The 16,262-nt window shown below is 70.9% G+C and carries 16 protein-coding genes; 7 read left to right on the forward strand and 9 right to left on the reverse strand.

The genetic code is table 11. From position 1 onward, the window contains the following. Nucleotides 1–12: 12 nt before the first annotated feature. Nucleotides 13–1,146, reverse strand: a complete 1,134-nt coding sequence (locus AB0K05_RS02940) for a mandelate racemase/muconate lactonizing enzyme family protein (protein WP_364226095.1) — start codon at nucleotides 1,144–1,146, stop codon at nucleotides 13–15. 149 nt (nucleotides 1,147–1,295) lie between these two features. Here AB0K05_RS02940 and AB0K05_RS02945 point away from each other — a divergent pair, with 149 nt between their 5' ends. Continuing rightward, nucleotides 1,296–2,513 carry a serine hydrolase domain-containing protein gene (locus AB0K05_RS02945; protein ID WP_364226098.1) on the forward strand — a complete coding sequence of 406 codons (1,218 nt, stop codon included), beginning with the start codon at nucleotides 1,296–1,298 and terminating at the stop codon, nucleotides 2,511–2,513. Here AB0K05_RS02945 and AB0K05_RS02950 read toward each other — a convergent pair. Continuing rightward, on the reverse strand, nucleotides 2,503–3,216 hold the full coding sequence (locus AB0K05_RS02950) for a Sir2 family NAD-dependent protein deacetylase (protein ID WP_364226101.1): 714 nt from the start codon (nucleotides 3,214–3,216) through the stop codon (nucleotides 2,503–2,505). The genes AB0K05_RS02945 and AB0K05_RS02950 overlap by 11 nt on opposite strands. 138 nt (nucleotides 3,217–3,354) lie before the next feature. On the opposite strand from AB0K05_RS02950, the gene AB0K05_RS02955 reads away from it, so the two are divergent. From AB0K05_RS02955 to AB0K05_RS02965, 3 genes are all read left to right on the forward strand, one after another. Next, nucleotides 3,355–4,287, forward strand: coding sequence for a hypothetical protein (locus AB0K05_RS02955; RefSeq protein WP_364226104.1), 933 nt, complete (start codon nucleotides 3,355–3,357; stop codon nucleotides 4,285–4,287). A 66-nt stretch (nucleotides 4,288–4,353) separates the two neighbouring features. Then, nucleotides 4,354–5,103 carry a MerR family transcriptional regulator gene (locus tag AB0K05_RS02960; protein ID WP_364226107.1) on the forward strand — a complete coding sequence of 250 codons (750 nt, stop codon included), beginning with the start codon at nucleotides 4,354–4,356 and terminating at the stop codon, nucleotides 5,101–5,103. After that, complete coding sequence (locus AB0K05_RS02965) at nucleotides 5,100–5,705, forward strand: hypothetical protein (RefSeq protein WP_364226110.1); 606 nt, start codon at nucleotides 5,100–5,102, stop codon at nucleotides 5,703–5,705. The genes AB0K05_RS02960 and AB0K05_RS02965 overlap by 4 nt, the downstream gene beginning before the upstream one ends. Here AB0K05_RS02965 and AB0K05_RS02970 read toward each other — a convergent pair. The 6 genes from AB0K05_RS02970 to AB0K05_RS02995 all read right to left on the reverse strand — a co-directional run bounded on the left by AB0K05_RS02970 (nucleotide 5,702) and on the right by AB0K05_RS02995 (nucleotide 12,333). Continuing rightward, a complete protein-coding gene (locus AB0K05_RS02970; RefSeq protein WP_364226113.1) occupies nucleotides 5,702–6,328 on the reverse strand; it encodes a TetR/AcrR family transcriptional regulator in 627 nt (208 codons plus the stop codon). The two genes, AB0K05_RS02965 and AB0K05_RS02970, sit on opposite strands and share 4 nt — an antisense overlap. Next, nucleotides 6,325–6,936 (reverse strand): DUF998 domain-containing protein, encoded by a 612-nt coding sequence (locus AB0K05_RS02975; protein ID WP_271278449.1) that lies wholly within the window; start codon nucleotides 6,934–6,936, stop codon nucleotides 6,325–6,327. Before AB0K05_RS02975 ends, AB0K05_RS02970 begins: the two co-directional genes overlap by 4 nt. Before the next feature lie 71 nt (nucleotides 6,937–7,007). Continuing rightward, entirely contained in the window at nucleotides 7,008–9,515 is a 2,508-nt protein-coding gene (locus tag AB0K05_RS02980; RefSeq protein ID WP_364226116.1) for a glycoside hydrolase family 9 protein, read from the reverse strand. A 98-nt stretch (nucleotides 9,516–9,613) separates the two neighbouring features. Beyond that, complete coding sequence (locus AB0K05_RS02985) at nucleotides 9,614–10,777, reverse strand: macrolide family glycosyltransferase (protein WP_364226119.1); 1,164 nt, start codon at nucleotides 10,775–10,777, stop codon at nucleotides 9,614–9,616. Between the two features lie 9 nt (nucleotides 10,778–10,786). Beyond that, complete coding sequence (locus AB0K05_RS02990) at nucleotides 10,787–11,314, reverse strand: hypothetical protein (RefSeq protein WP_148034035.1); 528 nt, start codon at nucleotides 11,312–11,314, stop codon at nucleotides 10,787–10,789. Nucleotides 11,315–11,346: 32 nt separating this feature from the next. Next, nucleotides 11,347–12,333 (reverse strand): hypothetical protein, encoded by a 987-nt coding sequence (locus tag AB0K05_RS02995; protein ID WP_364226123.1) that lies wholly within the window; start codon nucleotides 12,331–12,333, stop codon nucleotides 11,347–11,349. A 233-nt stretch (nucleotides 12,334–12,566) separates the two neighbouring features. Between AB0K05_RS02995 and AB0K05_RS03000 the strand changes: the two genes are divergently transcribed. From AB0K05_RS03000 to AB0K05_RS03010, 3 genes are all read left to right on the forward strand, one after another. Further along, nucleotides 12,567–14,006, forward strand: coding sequence for a hypothetical protein (locus tag AB0K05_RS03000; RefSeq protein ID WP_364226126.1), 1,440 nt, complete (start codon nucleotides 12,567–12,569; stop codon nucleotides 14,004–14,006). A gap of 268 nt (nucleotides 14,007–14,274) precedes the next feature. Continuing rightward, nucleotides 14,275–14,595, forward strand: a complete 321-nt coding sequence (locus AB0K05_RS03005; RefSeq protein WP_364226129.1) for a hypothetical protein — start codon at nucleotides 14,275–14,277, stop codon at nucleotides 14,593–14,595. Further along, nucleotides 14,592–14,837 (forward strand): hypothetical protein, encoded by a 246-nt coding sequence (locus AB0K05_RS03010; RefSeq protein ID WP_364226132.1) that lies wholly within the window; start codon nucleotides 14,592–14,594, stop codon nucleotides 14,835–14,837. The genes AB0K05_RS03005 and AB0K05_RS03010 overlap by 4 nt, the downstream gene beginning before the upstream one ends. Before the next feature lie 194 nt (nucleotides 14,838–15,031). Here the strand turns inward: AB0K05_RS03010 and AB0K05_RS03015 are convergent, their stop codons facing one another. Beyond that, nucleotides 15,032–16,255: an acyl-CoA dehydrogenase family protein gene (locus tag AB0K05_RS03015; RefSeq protein ID WP_364226135.1), complete on the reverse strand. Its 1,224-nt coding sequence runs from the start codon at nucleotides 16,253–16,255 to the stop codon at nucleotides 15,032–15,034. Nucleotides 16,256–16,262 lie beyond the last annotated feature (7 nt).

Consider the following 16,262-nt stretch of genomic DNA (forward strand, 5'->3'; position numbering starts at 1 on the left):
CCGGCCCGCCGATCAGGCCGGGCGGGTGAACTCGCGCCGCTCGGCCGTCCACCCGGCCGCCTGCTCGCTCAGCGTGAGGCCGAGCCCCGGCCGGTCGGGCACGAGCATGCGCCCGTCGCGGATCTCCAGCCGCTCCTCGAACAGCGGCTCCAGCCACTCGAAGTGCTCCACCCAGGGCTCCTGCCCGTACGCGGCAGCGAGGTGCAGGTGGATCTCCATGGCGAAGTGCGGGGCGAGCTGCACCCGGTGGTGCTCGGCGAGCGCGGCCAGGCGCAGGAACGGGGTGACGCCGCCGATCCGCGGCGCGTCCGGCTGCAGGATGTCGGCGCCGCCCGCGCGCAGCAGCTCGGCGTGCTCGGCGACGCTGGTCAGCATCTCGCCGGTGGCGACGGGCGTATCGAGCGCGGCGGCCAGCGCGGCGTGCCCGGCGTGGTCGTGCGCGTCGAGCGGCTCCTCGATCCACACCAGGCCGAACTCCTCCAGCGCCCGACCCATCCGGGCCGCCGCCGGCCGGTCCCACTGCTGGTTGGCGTCGACCATCAGCGGCACCTCCTCGCCCAGCAGCTCGCGCGCCGCCCGCACCCTGGCCAGGTCGGCCCGCCCGTCGGGCTGGCCCACCTTGATCTTGATGCCGCCGATGCCGCGCTCCAGCGCCGCGGCGGCGTTCTCCAGCACCCGCTCGATCGGGGCGTGCAGGAAACCGCCCGAGGTGTTGTAGCAGCGCACCGAGTCGCGGTGCGCGCCCAGCAGCTTGGCCAGCGGCAGCCCGGCCCGCCTGGCCTTCAGGTCCCACAGCGCGATGTCGAAAGCGGCGACGGCCTGGATCGACAGCCCGCCGCGGCCCACGGACGCGCCGGCCCACACCAGCTTCTCCCACAGCCTGGGGATGTCGTTGGCGTCCTCGCCGATCAGCTCGGGGGCGATCTCGCAGGCGTGCGCGTACTGGCCGGGGCCGCCCGCCCGCTTGGAGTAGCAGAACCCGATCCCCTCCAGGCCGCCCTCGGTGATGATCTCGGCGAACAGGAAGGCGACCTCGGTCATCGGCCGCTGCCGCCCGGTGAGCACCTTGGCGTCGCTGACCGGTGTGTCGAGCGGCAGGTAGACGGACGACAGGCGGACCCGGGCGATGCGGTCGAGGGGATTCATGAGGGGATCATACGAATCCGGTTGTCATGGCGCAGGGATGACAGGTGTCATGCCCGGCCGGTGACTGAGCGGACTGGCCCCGGCGGCCCATGATCGACCAGGCTCGTGCGTGACGTTGACGCCGAGTCCGGAGGTAGCAGATGTCGATCATGACACGCGTGCTCGCGGGGGTGAGCGCGCTGGTCGTGGCCGGGGCGGTCGCCGTTCCCGCCCAGGCGGCCGCGCCCGGCGGGGGCGAGCTGCGGGAGTCGCTGGACGCCGTCCACGAAGCAGGCATGTACGGGGTCTACTCCGCGGTACGCGACGGGCGCGACACCTGGAAGGGCGCCTCCGGCGTGGCCGACGTGCGCACCCGGCGGCCGGTGAAGCCCGACATGGTGCACCGGGTGGGCAGCATCACCAAGACGTTCACCTCGGTCGCGGTGCTCCAGCAGGTCGAGCGCGGCACGGTAGAGCTGGACGCGCCGGTGAGCCGCTACCTGCCGGACCTGGTCCCCGGCGACCGGATCACGGTGCGCATGCTGCTCAACCACACCAGCCACATCGCCGACTACATCCCCGGCGCCTTCCCCTCGCTGCTGGAGGGCTCCACGGCCAGCCTGGACGAGCACCGCTTCCGCCGCATCGAGCCCGAGGAGCTGGCGCGTCTCGGTCTCCAGGCCGCGCCGACGGGGCAGCCGGGGGCGACGCCCGGCTCGTACTCCAACACCAACTACATCCTCGCCGGACTGCTGCTGGAGAAGGTCACCGGCACGGACGCCGAGGCGTACATCACCCGCCACGTGATCCGCGAGGCCGGGCTGCGGCACACGTCTTTCCCGCGCACGCCGCGCATCCCCGGGCCGAGCTCCGGCGCGTACGAGTCCATGTACGGGCTGATCGACCCGCCGCGTGACTACGGCGTCTACGACATGTCGTGGGCCGGGACGGCCGGGGCCGTCGTGTCGACCATGGACGACCTCAACCGCTTCTACCGCGCGCTGCTCCAGGGTGAGCTGGTCGGCGCCGCCCAGCTCGCCGAGATGCGGCGGACCGTGCCCGTGTCCGCCGGGGGCGGCGTCATCGAGTACGGTCTCGGCCTCTACGCGCTCGACCTGCCCTGCGGCCGCTTCTGGGGCCACGACGGCGGCGTGTTCGGCATGATCACCCAGTCGCTGTCGAGCCCCGATGGCAGCCGCCAGATCTCCGTGGGCCTGAACCGCGCCAAGTACCAGACCGTCGACGAGAACGGCCAGATCGTCCCCCACCCGATCGACGCCGCCTTCGTCGGCCACCTCCTGCTCGCGCTCTGCGGGCCGGGCCAGGCCAGGACGCTGTCGACGCCCGTCACCCCGTTCCCGGCGGACCGGCTCCAGCTCAGCCGATGAGCCGCGCCACCAGCCTGGGCACCGCCTCGCTGATCGGGTCCCTGATCACCTCGTCGGCCAGGTCGTCGTACGGGGTCGGCCCGGCGTTCACGATGACCAGCCGCGCCCCGTTGCGCTCGGCCAGCGCGGCGAGCGACGCGGCGGGCATCACCTGCAGCGACGTCCCGACGGCGACGAACACCTCGGCCCGTTCGGCGGCCTCGGCCGCCCCGGCGATCACGTCCTGAGACAGGTTCTCGCCGAACATGACCGTGGTCGTCTTCAGGATCCCGCCGCACTCCCGGCAGGCGGGATCCTGCTCGCCGTTGTCGATCCGGTCCAGCGCCTCGTCCAGCGTCGAGCGGTCGCCGCATCCGACGCACACGACGCCGAACATGTTGCCGTGCAGCTCCAGCACCCGGTCAGGGCTGGACCCCGCCCTCTGGTGCAGGCCGTCGACGTTCTGCGTGATCAGCCGATCGAGCCGCCCGGCCCGCTCCAGCTCCACCAGCGCCCGGTGCGCGGCGTTGGGCTCGGCCGTGCGCGCCGGGCTGCCCCGGCGGAACGCCCAGGACCGGCGCCGGATCTCGGGATCGGCGAGGTAGTAGCCGATGGTGACGAGCTTCTCGTGGTCGGGGTCCTGGCGCCACAGCCCGCTGGGACCGCGGTAGTCGGGGATCCCGGACCCGGTCGAGATGCCGGCCCCGGTCATGACGGAGATCATCACCCCATGGTAGGGACAACCGGTAGTTCGGCATCAGCTGTGCCTGTTAACGGCCCCGAATAGTGACTATGTGAGAAATGAACTGCTTTCATGTCTATGTCCGATAAGTCTTACGTGTAGGGCTTCTGTGCCATGGGCATGACCATCACGCTCAATGCGACTCATTTCACCATCAGTCCGATTCGGGGGAACGGCTCGATGTATATAAACGGAATTCGCGCCATCATCGGAGGCGCCGTTCTCTCGGCCGCCGCGCTCGCGGTCGGAGCGCCGGCGGCCGGCGCGGGGGCGAGCGTACCGTGCTCCGGGCGCGCACTGGTGAAGGCGATCGACAACGCCGCGTCGGGCGCGACGCTCTATCTGACGCCCGGCTGCAGATACGTCCTGAACGACTTGACCGGCCCGCTTCCGGCCATCGACGCGCCCCTCACCATCCGCGGGGGCAACAGCACGATCCAGCGGGACCCGGCGGCGGACGCGTTCCGCCTGTTCACCGTCAACAGCGACTTCAACCTCGACCGGGTCAAGCTCCTCGGCGGTGACGCGAGGACCTCCCCAGGGGGATTCGGCGGAGCCGTCGCCGTCAACAGCGGGACCACGAACCTCAACAGAGTGTTCATCCGGAACAACACCGCCACCTTTTCCGGTGGTCTCGGCGGCGTCGCCGGAGCCGTCGTCAACGTGTCGAACAGCAATATTCAGAACAACACCGCGACCAGGAACGGCGGCGGCGCGGCCAATGACGGGAGAATGACGTTCATCGACACCGTCGTCAACAACAACCGCGCCGGGGAGAAAGGCGGAGGAATAGCCAGCGACGGAATCCTGGTGGTGACCGGAAGCGTCGTCAACGACAATACGGCCGGCACCGCCGGAGGGGGCGTGGCGAATTTCGGTCCCGGCACCGCGTCCATCATCCGCAGCATCGTCAACGGCAACACGGCGAACAACGCCCCGGGAGGCATCGACAACGAGGGCGCCCCCGGCGCCGTGACGCTGACGCGGTCGATCGTGCGGGGCAACACCCCGACCAACTGCGCGCCCACGTTCGTCCAGGGGTGCGTCCGCTAGGCTGATCGAATCCCCCCGATCATCCCGGCTTGACCTTGACGTAGCGTCAAGGTCTCTAATGAGGGCATGCGGATCGGCGAGCTCGCCGCGCTGGTCGGGGTGTCCACCCGGACCGTGCGGCACTACCACCAACTCGGGTTGCTGCCCGAGCCGGCGCGGACGGCCGGCGGCTACCGGGACTACCGGTTGCGCGACGCCGTGCTGCTCGCCCGCGTCCGCCGGCTGGCGGAGCTGGGGCTGTCGCTGGACGAGATCCGCGACGTGCTCGCCGACGACCGGGGCAGGGACCTGCGAGAGGTGCTCCTGGAACTGGACTCCGACCTGGCCAGGCAGCAGGAGCTCATCACGGCGCGCCGGGTCCGGCTGGCGGCTCTGCTGGAGGAGGGGGAGCTGCGGGCCGACTCGGCGGTCTCCCCGGACATGGCGGCGGTGCTGCGCGACCTGGACACGGAGGGGTCGACGTTCGCCGAGATGGACCGCGAGATGCTCACGCTCATGGACACGGTCGCCGATCCCGGGATGCGCGACGAGATCGTCGAGCTGATGCGGCCGCTCGCCGAGCCGGGCATGCGCGAGCGCGCGCACGAGCTCTACCGGCGCCTCGACGGGCTGGCCGACGCCGAGCCGGGCGATCCGCGGGTCCGCGAGCTGGCCGCCGACCTGGCCGCGCACATGCCTGACGAGCTGGTGCGCGGGGTGATCGAGCACCTGCCGCCGGAGGGCGGGCCGTGGCTCGACGCCATGCTCGAAGAGCTGACACCCGCGCAGGGCGAGGTGTTCCGGTTGATGGTCGACATGCTGAAGGAGCAGGCGTGAGGGTGCTGCGCAGGATCGCCGGGTTCGACGCCAAGGGCATGGCCAGCCTCGCGCTGTGGGTCGCCCGCCGCAGGGACGGCGTGCCGCCCGGCGCGCTGGCGGTGTCCTACTCCAGGGCCCAGTCCGCGACGATGATCCTCCTCCTGGTCATGATGGCCGTCGAGGTCGTGGTGGTGGAGGTGGTGCTGCGCGCCTTCGACGTGCCGGCCTGGATCCGCGTGCCGATCCTGGTCGCCGACCTGTACGGGCTGCTCGTCGGGTTCGCGGTGGTGGCCGCCTGCGTCACCCGGCCGCACGTCGTCACCGGCGGTGAGCTGCGGATCCGGTACGGCGCCTTCTTCGACCTGCGCATCCCGCGCGAGCTCGTCGCCTCGGTGCGCACGGTGCGCTCCTACAACGAGGCCGGTCTGGTCGGGGTCCAGGACGAGCGGCTGACCGTGGCGGTGGCGTCGCAGGTGAACGTGGTGGTGGAGCTGTCGGAGCCGGTCACCGCGGTCCGCCCGCTGGGCGCCGAGGCGGAGGTCACCACGGTGCGCTTCTTCGCCGACGAGCCGGCCACGCTGGTGGCGGCGCTGCGCCCGGCCCAGGAGAAGGCGGCCTAGCGCGCGCCGATGGCGTGGTCGATGAAATCGAGGAGCACGGCGGTCTGCTGGTCCAGGTCGACGCCGGCGTCCATCGCCCATGACTCCAGCACGCCGTCGACGCAGCGCACGATGATGTTGGCGACGCCGCGCGGGTCGAAGGACCGCAGCTCGCCGTCGCGCTGGCCCTGGGCGAGGATCTCGGCGATCCCGTCGACCTCCTCGGCGAGTTCGTCCGAGTAGGCGTACGAGCCGTCCTCGCCGCGGTGGTTGGCCATGATCTCGCTCATCGCGAGGAACTCGACGCGATGGGCCTGGAAGAACTCCAGCTGCGACCCGATCCACGCGCGCACCCGCCCGGCGGCCGTCTTCTCGGCCGCGATCCGGGGCTCCATGTGCTGCCAGCCCCGGTCGAAGAGCCGGGTCACCACCAAGCGGAGGATCTCGTCCTTGCCGCCGAAGTGGTAGCTGATCACGCTCTTGCTGATGCCGGCCTTCTCGGCGATCCGCGCGAACGAGGTGTGGGCGTAGCCCACCTCCGCCACCACCTCGGCGGCGGCCTCGACGATCTGGGCCCGCCGGGCCTGCTCGATGAAGGACGGCCGCTTCCGTCCCGGCGGCCCGTGACCCTCCGGCCCGCTCATCCCGACACGTCCGCCGCGTGGGCGAACAGCAGCCCGAGCCAGACCCAGCCCACGACGATCGTGGCGCGCTGCACGAGCCCGGCCTTCGGGTGGTCGGTCTCCCACGCGTGACCGAAGGCCAGGAAGCCGGCGGTCCCGGCCGCCGCCGTGAGGGCCGAGTACCACTTCCACCCGGTCTCGGGCAGGACGAACGCCGCGATCAGCGCGGCGGCGGGCAGCGCGAAGAAGACCAGCGCCCCGGCGTAGTCGTGCAGCTTGTGCGCCGTCGACACCTCCGTGGGCGTCTCCTCGGACGTTCCCGGCGGGTAGCCCCGCATGGGGTCCATCGGGAAGACGCCCGAGGCGACCAGCGAGAGCCCGAACACCCCGATCACGACGGCGAGCGGCACGCTGCCGAGGGCGCCCGCGACGGCGACCGCGCCCGCCGTGATCGCCGCGCCGCACACGATGAAGTTGGCCCCTTGCACCCATCCGCGCGGCCCGAGGGCCAGCGCGCTCACGGCGTGCCGGACCGGCCGGTATCCCGGCCGGGTCCAGCCGTCCAGCACGAACGTGACGACGAACAGCCACGAGCCCAGCGTGCCCAGCCACAGGACCGTCGTGGTCATGAGCCCAGTCCGTCCGTCTTGATTTCAGGTCGCATGGCCTGATTTTAGAGCAGTCGGACTGATTTCGCGTTCTAGCGGCAGCGGTCTCCGTTCACGTGGAACACCTCGGGTGACGGGTTCGGGCCTGCGGGGGCGGTGCCGGCGAAGCCGAAGGCGGCCGTGGCGCCGGGCCGGAGCTTGCCGTGGCCCTTCGCGGTCACGACCGGCCCGTCCTGGGAGACTGCCGCGCCCCAGGAGTCACGGACACGCTGGGCGCCGGGGAACGACCAGCGCAGATTCCAGCCGTCGAGCGACTTGCCGCCGGTGTTGCGCACGGTGACGTGCGCGACGAAGTTCCGGCCGCCCTGCGCCGTGTAGCGGACGTCGCAGCCGGCGTGACCGGACCGGTCGGCCAGGATCGCGGAGATCCAGGCCAGCGGGGCGTTCCAGTTGATGGTCAGCTCGTTCGTGGCCCACGACTCGATGTGGTCGACGTAGCAGAACTGCGGCTCACAGCCCTGGAGCAGCCGCTGGGCGACCGGGTCCTGGATGGCCGAGTTCGGCCCGCCGGAGAGCGTGCCGCGTGGCGGGTTGGGCAGCGACGCGTCGAGCTGGCGGGCGTACCAGCGGCTGTGCTGGTTCTGGGACGACACCTCGCCGTAGCCGGTCACGTACGACTGGTTGAGCGCGTTGCGGCCGAGGATGTAGTCCATGCCCTCGCGCACGCCGGCGCGGTACTTCTCCTTGCCCGTCAGGTCGTAGGCGACGGCCATCACCACCATGTTGTTGAGCACCAGGTTGTTGGAGCCCCAGTCGTAGTCCGGCGGCCCGTACGGCTGCCCGTAAGCCTGGTCGCGCTGCACGGCGAGATACTTCTCCGCGCCCTCCAGCACCGAGCGGCGCACCCGCTCGCGGTCCCGGATCGCGTTCGGCACCGTCGCCAGCTCCAGGCGGCCGAGCTGGGCGGTGTTGCCCCAGTCGAAGCCGCGCTCACGCCAGATGTCGCCGGTGTGGTGCGGCGAGGCCAGCACGAACTGGGCGAACTCCTTCTCTCCCGTGGTGATGAACAGCTCGGCGGCCGCCCAGTAGAACTCGTCGCTCACGTCGGTGTCGGAGTAGGCGCCGCCGCCCACGCCGTCGTTCGGGTCGGCGAGCAGGTCCGGGTTCGCCACGGCCGCGGCCCACGCCCGGCGGGCCGCCGCCAGGTTGCGCGCGGCGAACGCGGCGTCGTACGGGGCGAACACGCGCGCGGCCTGGGCGGCGGTCGCGGCCAGGTTGAGCGTGGCGGCGGTGGACGGCGGGTGCAGCTCACGCGGCTGCGGGTCCAGGTGCGGCATCAGCGGCAGCCCGGTCCACTGCGCGTCGTGGATCTTGTGGTGCGCCATGCCGGCCAGCCGCTCGCCCTGCGGGACCTGCATGCTCAGCAGGAACTCCTGCTCCCAGCGGGCCTCGTCCAGCACGTCGGGGACGCCGTTGCCGCTCTCCGGGATGCGCAGCTGACGGTCCGCGAAGGCGGCCTTGTCGCGCTCGTACAGGCTCATGAGCTGGTGGACCGAGATGCCGCCGTTGACCACGTACTTGCCGTGGTCTCCGGCGTCGTACCAGCCGCCGCTGACGTCGAGCGAGTAGTCGCAGACGCCCGGCTGGCAGGGCACGGAGGTGTCGCCCCGGTTGGGGGCCGTGCCGACATGGCCGGCGGGGCGGCCGTAGCCGGGCCGCAGGTCGTCGCGGATGTCGATCCCGCTGCGCTGGGTGTAGTAGAACTTCAGCGCGTCCACCCGCATCTCGTCATACAGGTTCTCGGCGATGTCGAACGGGCGGCTGGTTTCGCCGTCGGCGGTGAGCGTGTAGCCGGTGCCCGGCTTGCGGTGGCCGCTGAAGTCGATGCTCTGCACGTTCTGTCCCGAACTGGCGTCGACGCCGCGCGGGTCGCTCTTGCCGCGTGCGACGGTACGGCCCGACGAGTCCTTCAGCTCCCACTTGAGCGGCTCGGTCGCCTCGGTGACCACGGTCGCGTTCTTGGGGCCGGACGGCAGGTAGCCGACCATGTTGACGCGCACCCGGGGGCCGGTGTCAGGCTCGTACTCCTCGGGCTCCGCGCCGCCCCGCAGCGACACGTCGTCCATGCAGAACCTCCAGGGCTCGGCGCTGCCGCCCATCTGGAAGGCGACCTGGGCGTTCGGCAGCGAGACGGGGGCGGTGAAGGTGTAGCGGTAGACGTTGCCCGACACGCTCATCTCCGGCGCGGCCGACAGGTACTGCGTCCACGGGTCGACCGGGAGCTGCACCAGCGCCCTGCCGACCTTGGCCGGGGTCGCCGAGGCGTAGAACGCGAACGCGTACGTCTCGCCCTCGACCAGCGGCAGGTTGTCCTGGCCGATGATGACGTCCCACGGGTTGGCGGTGCCGCCGGGGACGTCCACGCACATCCGGCCGTCGTCGACGCCGAGCGTGAGGTTGCCGGTGCCCCACCAGGGGCCGGTGCCTTCGTCGAAGGTGCCGTTGACGATCTGTTCCGGGCCCTCGTCGGCGGCGTGCGCGGGAGTGGCCAGGGCGAACGCGGTGAGTAAGGCCAGTGCGGCGGCCAAGCGTCGAATCATGGGGATCCTCGGGTTTTGGGAGCGCTCCCAGGATCTTCTGGTGTCAGTGCCGCCCCGTCAACGAACCGTCACATCCGCCCTGGTCGGCGGTGAAACTTTCACACCCTGGTTAGTTCGGCCTCGATGAGGTCGGCGGCCCGGATCGTGCCGCCCTCGGCACGGGACTCCTCGCGCAGCCGATCGAGCCGCCCGGCCACCTCCGGGTCGGCGGTCAGCTCGGCCAGGGCGCTCCTGAGCGCGCCGGCCGTCGCGTCGGCCGTGTCGATCCGGCGGGCCACGCCCAGCTCCACCAGCCGGTCGGCGTTCATGAACTGGTCGACCGCCTGCGGCACCGCGATCATCGGCACCCCGGCCAGCAGGCCCTCGCCGCAGCCGCCCATGCCCGCGTGCGTGACGAACGCGTCCGCCCGCTCCAGGATCGCCTGCTGCGGCACCCAGGAGTGGACCTCCACGTTGCCCGGGATCGGACCCAGCTCGGCCGGGTCGGTGTGCTTGCCGATCTGCAGCACGACGTGCCAGCCGGGCAGGTCGCCGAACGCGGCCAGGCACTGCCGGTAGAACTCCGGCTGCCGAGTGTAGGCCGTGCCCAGCGAGATCAGCAGCACGTTCGCCGCCCCCGCCGGGCGCTCCCAGGCGCCGGTGGGCTTCTTGCAGGGGCCGACGAACGTCACCCCGTCGTGCACGCGGTCGGCGTGCGGCTGCATCGCCCGGGGGATCAGCGCCAGGCAGCGGGCCGGCCGGCCCGAGAAGGCGTCGGCGTCGGTCGTGGTCGCGCCGTTGCCCGCCAGCCACTCGGCGAACCGCGCCCGGTAGGCGTCCGCGCCGGGCAGCTGCCAGAGGTGCGCCGCCACCTCCTCGTCGTAGCCGTCCCAGCCGACCATGGAGGGGGAGAGCTGCACGAGCGGCCGTCCCTGCCGCTCGGCCAGCGCCCGCGCCGCGTACCCGCCGATGTCGTACAGGTAGAGGTCCGCCGGGTCTTTGTCGTACGCGGCCTCCAGTTGCGGCAGCAACTGGATGTTGTCCTCCAGGAAGATCCGCATGGCCGCGATCGGGTCGTCCGGCCAGTCGTGGTCGGCGACGGGCAGCGTCGAGGTGCAGGGCACCAGCTCGGCGCCCGCGCCGGTGACCATTTCGGCCACGACCGGGTCGTTGGCGTAGGTCACGCGGTGCCCGCGCGCCACCAGCTCCCCGATCACCTCGATGCTCGGCAGGACGTGACTGATGGCGGGGATGCCGACCATCGCGATGTGGGCGCTGCTCATAAGGTGATCCTATTGACCGTGCTTCCGTGTCAACGTCCACGTCAGCACGGCCACCGTCGCGGCCGCCGTCAGGACGGCGAGCGCGACGGGGAACACGGGCTCCGAGGGCTGCGTCGCCCGCGGAGCGGCGCCCGCCGCCACGGCCGTCGGCCCCGCACCCGGCGCCAGCACCTCGTTGCCCGAGCAGAGCGACGTGGTCAGCCCTTCGTCCCCCTCGCGGGCGAACACCAGATAACGGGTCCCCTCGGTGAACGCGTAGCCGCAGGCGGGCCCCTGCGCCCTGGTGACCACCTCGAACTCGTCCCGCTCCGGGCCCTTGTACACGCGGTCGGCCCGCAGCGTCGCCGTCACCCGCCCGCCGTTCAGCATCGGCTCGTCCACCCGTACGGCCGTGGCCGTCGCGGTGAGGACGACATCGGCGTCACGCATCCGCTCGGCCGGCTCGCGCGACGCGCACGAGCAGGCGTGCGCCGTGCCCCCGCCCGCCACGAGGAACCCCGCCACCAGCGTCAGCACGGCCAGAAATCGGATCATCATGCCTACCGGAACGTGCCGCGGGCGGGATCGGTTCAGCGGACGAAGTTGACCCGCTCCAGGTGGGGTTCGTACTCGGTCGGCCCGGCGACGAGCTTCTCCCTGATGAGGTCCAGGGTGGCTCCGCTGGACGGGGAGACGCGCTGGAAGATCTGCGTCCTGCCGCGCACCCGCATCACGATGACGTGCTTCTCGTCGTACCAGCCGGCGAAGGATTCGGCGTGTCCGCCGACGCGGTGCACGACCCTCCCCGTCGCGGCGTCGACGACGCCGATCCGGCGGCCCTTGTCGTTCTCGCCGAGAACGGTGGCGAACAGGCGGCCCGAGGGAGAGGCGACCGTCACCGCCGCCCATTCGTCGAACGCGCCCACGCCCTTGTAGAAGCGTTGCCGCCGGCCGTCCATGTCGTAGACGGCGACCCCGCCCTTGTGGTCGTGCCGGGCCATCACCCGTCCGGGGCCGGCGAAGAAGAAGCGGAAGCCGCGGCCGATGTCCCAGTCCGCCACCCGACGCTGGGGGCCGGTCCTGACCAGGCGGGGGACGCGGTCGCGCGCGTCCAGCGTGACGAAGCCGATGACGGTGAGAGCGCCGTCGCGGTGCTTCCGGTACGCGGTGAGCAGCAGGGTGCCGCCGTCCGCCGACCACTCGGGCGAGGTCACCGGAGCGGGCATCCTGACGGCGTGCGTGCGGCCGGTACCGCGGTCGATCAGGTCGATCTTCTCGGTGGCCCGCCACAGCCGTCGGTCGGGTACGCCCGCCACCCACCGGCCACCGGGCGCGACCAGCGCCTCCCGGTACCGGGTCTTGACGAACGTCCTCCCCTCGCGCAGGTAGCCGTGGAAGGCCTGGCCGGCGTCCCAGATCAGCGAGTACGAGGCCAGCCGCACCGGTAGCCCGTCGTTGACCGTGCCGACCGTCCCCGCGAGCCTCACCCACGGCTTCTCCCCGGCGGCGGCCGACGGCGCCCCCGCCACCCCGACCACCAGCGCCATGAGCACGGCGGCCACGGATCTCTTCAGCATGTCGCCCCCTCTTCGATCACCTGCTTAGACCCGTGATCAAGAGGGGTGGTTCGAGGGGTGCCCGATCCGTCGGGAACATGATCGAATCACCGCTAGGGTGTGGCGGGTTCTATCCGGACTTATGGGGGTTGCTCGCGTACAGCAAGATCCCTGACCTCCTCCGTACGGCGTCCGCGCCGGATAGGACTTGATCTTCGCGGGCGCTCCTGTCGGGAGATGCGAGGAAGTGACCGATGCGCCGCTACAGGTTCGGCTGGGTCGCCGCCGTGGTAGCCGGGGGATTCGTCGTCGCGGTCGTCGTGTCGGGGGCCGTCGCCGCGGTGACCGATGACGGCCATCTCTGGCTCCTCACCGGCGTCCTCGGCCAGGGTCCTGGCGGGTGGGCGACGGTGCTGCCGATGGTGGCACTGGGGGTGTTGCAGGGCTGGGGGTTGTGGCAGATCCTGCGCGGGCGGTCCATGAAGGAGAAGGCCGAGCCGGCCGGGGACGCTCGTCTCCTGCGGTCCGTCCTGTACGCGTCGCTGCTCTTCGAGTTCGTCCCCTCGCCGTGGTGGGTCGGCATCCTGGAGGACGCCCTGCGGGTGGCTCTGGTGGTGCTGCTCTACCGGGTGCTCAACCGCGCCTCCACGGTGGTGCGAACGGTCGCGCTGGTGGCGGGGGTGTACGGTCCGGTGGCCGGGCTGGCGGACATGGTGCTCGACGTCGGCTCACTCCGTCTGTTCGGGTTGCCGTGGCTCGTCTGGATGGTGCTGACGCTGGTCGCCCAGGGGAGGGACGGCCGGTGGAGCCGTGCCACGGTGTGGTTCGGAGCGGTGCCGGCAGCGGACTTCTTCTTGCCGGTGACTGTTTCCACCCTCGTCCCGGACGGCCTTGCCACCTTCTACTGGATCTCGATCGGTAGCCGGGCGTTCGAGGTGTTCGGGTTGGTATGGCTGGCCCGTACCGCGAACGAGCTCGGGAGCCGGCCGAGGGAGCCGGCGCCTGGCCGCGGGCACGATCCTCGTGGACCGTGGAGGCCGGCGCTCGCCGGGACCGTCGCGATGGCAGTGCTCGTCCTGGTCCCGGTGTCAGACCACGTGCCCGGGCCCGTCACCACGTCAAGAGCCTGCGAGCGGGCGGAAGACGAGCGGCGGTGGGACGCCTCGGCTCCGTCGATCACCGGTGAGCGGGCCTTCGTGTGCGAGGTACGCACATCAGGCAAGCCGTCGTTCGCGCAGGGCATGCCGGACGGCAGGCTGATCGTCTACGGGCACCGCCTGTGCGGCGCCTACACCCGCGCCGACCCGCGTGAGCTGGCAGGACTGCGCGAGAGCGACGGCCTCGACCCGGCGGACCTGGCGACCCTCCTGGCGGGCATCTGTCCTCGCGCCGCCGCCACGCTGAAGGCGGCGGCCGAGGCCGAGCAGCGGGAACTGCTGGCTTGGGAGGCGGCGCAGCAGCGCGAATGCGCCAAGGTGCCCCGCCACCGCCCTTTGATCAAGCCCGTGAAGGCGACGGTGGTGAAGAGTCCGCCCGCCGCCCGCCGATGGAGACCAAGGGCTGGGCACACGTCGTCGAGGTCGGCTACCACAGCCCGGAAGGCAGCATCGTCCTGCACGACGGGCTGGGCAGCGCCTTGCTCCCCGACCTCGCCGCCCACGGCAAGGGCCACTACCGGATCCGTGTCCATATGAGCCGGATCCCCTGGGAGGGGGAGGAACGGGGCGCACAGCGGCTGCTCATCATGTCCTACCCCGGCCGCGGTGACCGCGTCGTCGAGCACCGCTCACGCAAATCCCCTTGACCCGGTCAGCCGTCCCCTGCATGTCCCGCGAACAACCGGCGAAGATCTGGCGTGCCCGGCCCTGTTCCGGAAGCGGCCCCCTCGCGGCGTTCGTAGTCCGCCAGGATCTGGGTGCGTAGCGCGACAGCTTTCACGTTGGGTGACGATATATTGACTGTATGTTTACGGCCTTTGTCGACGAGAGTATGCGCCGCCGTCCCGACGACGACAACATCTACGCCATGGCCGCGATCACCCTTCACGCCACCGGCCACCACGACGCTCGTCTGACACTGGAGTCTCTGCGCCTCGGCAAGAACCCTCGCCTGCACTGGCGTGACGAGCCCATCGCCAGGCAGCTCGTCATCGCCGATGCGCGTCCAAGCTGCCCCTTGCCGCTGTTGTCGCCGTACACATCTACGACACCACATGCCGCACCGAGCGGGCACGTAGACGTTGCCTTGAGCGCCTTCTTCTCGAACTGGAAGGTGCCGGTGTGACGGAAGTCGTCGTCGAAAGCCGCTCGCCCAGCCAGGACCACTTGGATCTTCTGTTCGTCATGGCCCTGCGGAAGTCGCGGGTCATCTCAAAGGCGATCATGGTCCACTGGCGGCCCTCGCACCAGGAGCCGCTGCTCTGGGCGGCTGATGCGGTGGTCAGCGCGACCACCTGGTGGATCGATGGGCATGGCGCCGGCTTCGAGCGCCTGCAAGAGCGTGTCAGAGTCGTGTGCGTTGATTGAGGATGAAAGCGCAAAGGCCGGACGCCCGATTCCATCGGGAGGCCCGGCCTCACTTCCGTCACCCACCGGGGGTGCGGCGTTTTCAGTATGCCTTACCGAGAGTGATCGGACAACCCCGTTCCAGAACACCTGAAGTGCGACGAAGCCGGGTGACGGCCGCCGCCCGGTGGCAGGTGTGGGCGGCGGCCGTCGGCTCACAGGGGGAGGTCACCCGTGGCCGAGGCGGTGGAGCCGGTGGCCTGGTAGGCGGCGATGGTGCGTTCGGCGATGCGCATCTGGTGGATCTCGTCGGCGCCGTCGGCGAAGCGGGCCCAGCGGGCGTGCTGGAACATATGGGCCAGCGGCGTGTCGGTGGAGTAGCCGAGCGCGCCGTGGACCTGGATCGCCCGGTCGATGATGCGGTTGAGGCTGTTGGCCACGAAATGCTTGGCCATGGACACCTCGGTGCGGAAGTCCTCACCACGGTCGATCTTGTAGGCGGCGTGCAGCACCATGAGCTTGCACTGGTAGAGCTCCATCGCGGAGTCGGCGATGAGCCACTGGACGCCCTGCTTCTCGGCCAGCAGGGAGCCGTGGCTGTGGCGGTTGAGCGCCCGGTCGACCATCATGTCCAGGGCCGTCTCCGCTTGGGAGATCCAGCGCATGCAGTGGGCGAGCCGGGCGGGGCCGAGGCGATACTGGCCGAGGCGGTGGCCGTTGCCGCGTCCGCCGAGTATCTGGCTGTCGGTCACCCGCAGGTCCTTGATGACGATCTCGCTGTGGCCGGTCGAGCCGTGCATGGTCTCGACCTCGCGGACGTCGTTCCAGCCTTCCTGCGGGAGGTCGATGAGGAAGGCGGTGTTGGCGCCGCGGTGGCCTTCGGGGACGTCGTCCTCGGTCCTGGCGATGAGGATGGCGAAGCTCGCCCGGCGGGCGTTGGAGATGAACCACTTGTGCCCGTTGATCACCCATTCGTCGCCGTCCTTGACGGCGCGGGTCTGGATCAGGGTGGGGTCGGAGCCGGCCACCTCGGGCTCGGTCATGGCGAAGCAGGACATCTGCCGGCCTTCGAGGAGCGGCCGGAGGTACTTCTCCTTCTGCGAGTCGTCCGCCCAGTGCAGCAGTGTGTGCATGTTGCCCTCGTCGGGGGCCTGGCAGTTGAGCACCCACGGGCCGAGCCGGGTCTTGGCCGCCTCCGACTGCACCATGGCCAGCTCGACGTGGCCCAGCCCCATGCCGCCCCACTCCTTCGGCATGTGCGGCAGCCACAGGCCCTCCGCCTTGGCCTTCTCGCGCAGCGCGAAGATGCCGCGGAGGTAGGCGTCCCGGTCGCGCTCGCTCAGCTCGTCGCTCGCGGGGATCACGACCTCCTGGATGAAGGCGCGTACCCGCTTGCGGATCTCCTCGTGCTCCGGGGCGAGGGTGAAATCGATGGCCATGGCATTC

Source organism: Nonomuraea sp. NPDC049486 (genome assembly GCF_040676925.1).
Classification (GTDB): Bacteria; Actinomycetota; Actinomycetes; order Streptosporangiales; family Streptosporangiaceae; genus Nonomuraea; species Nonomuraea ferruginea.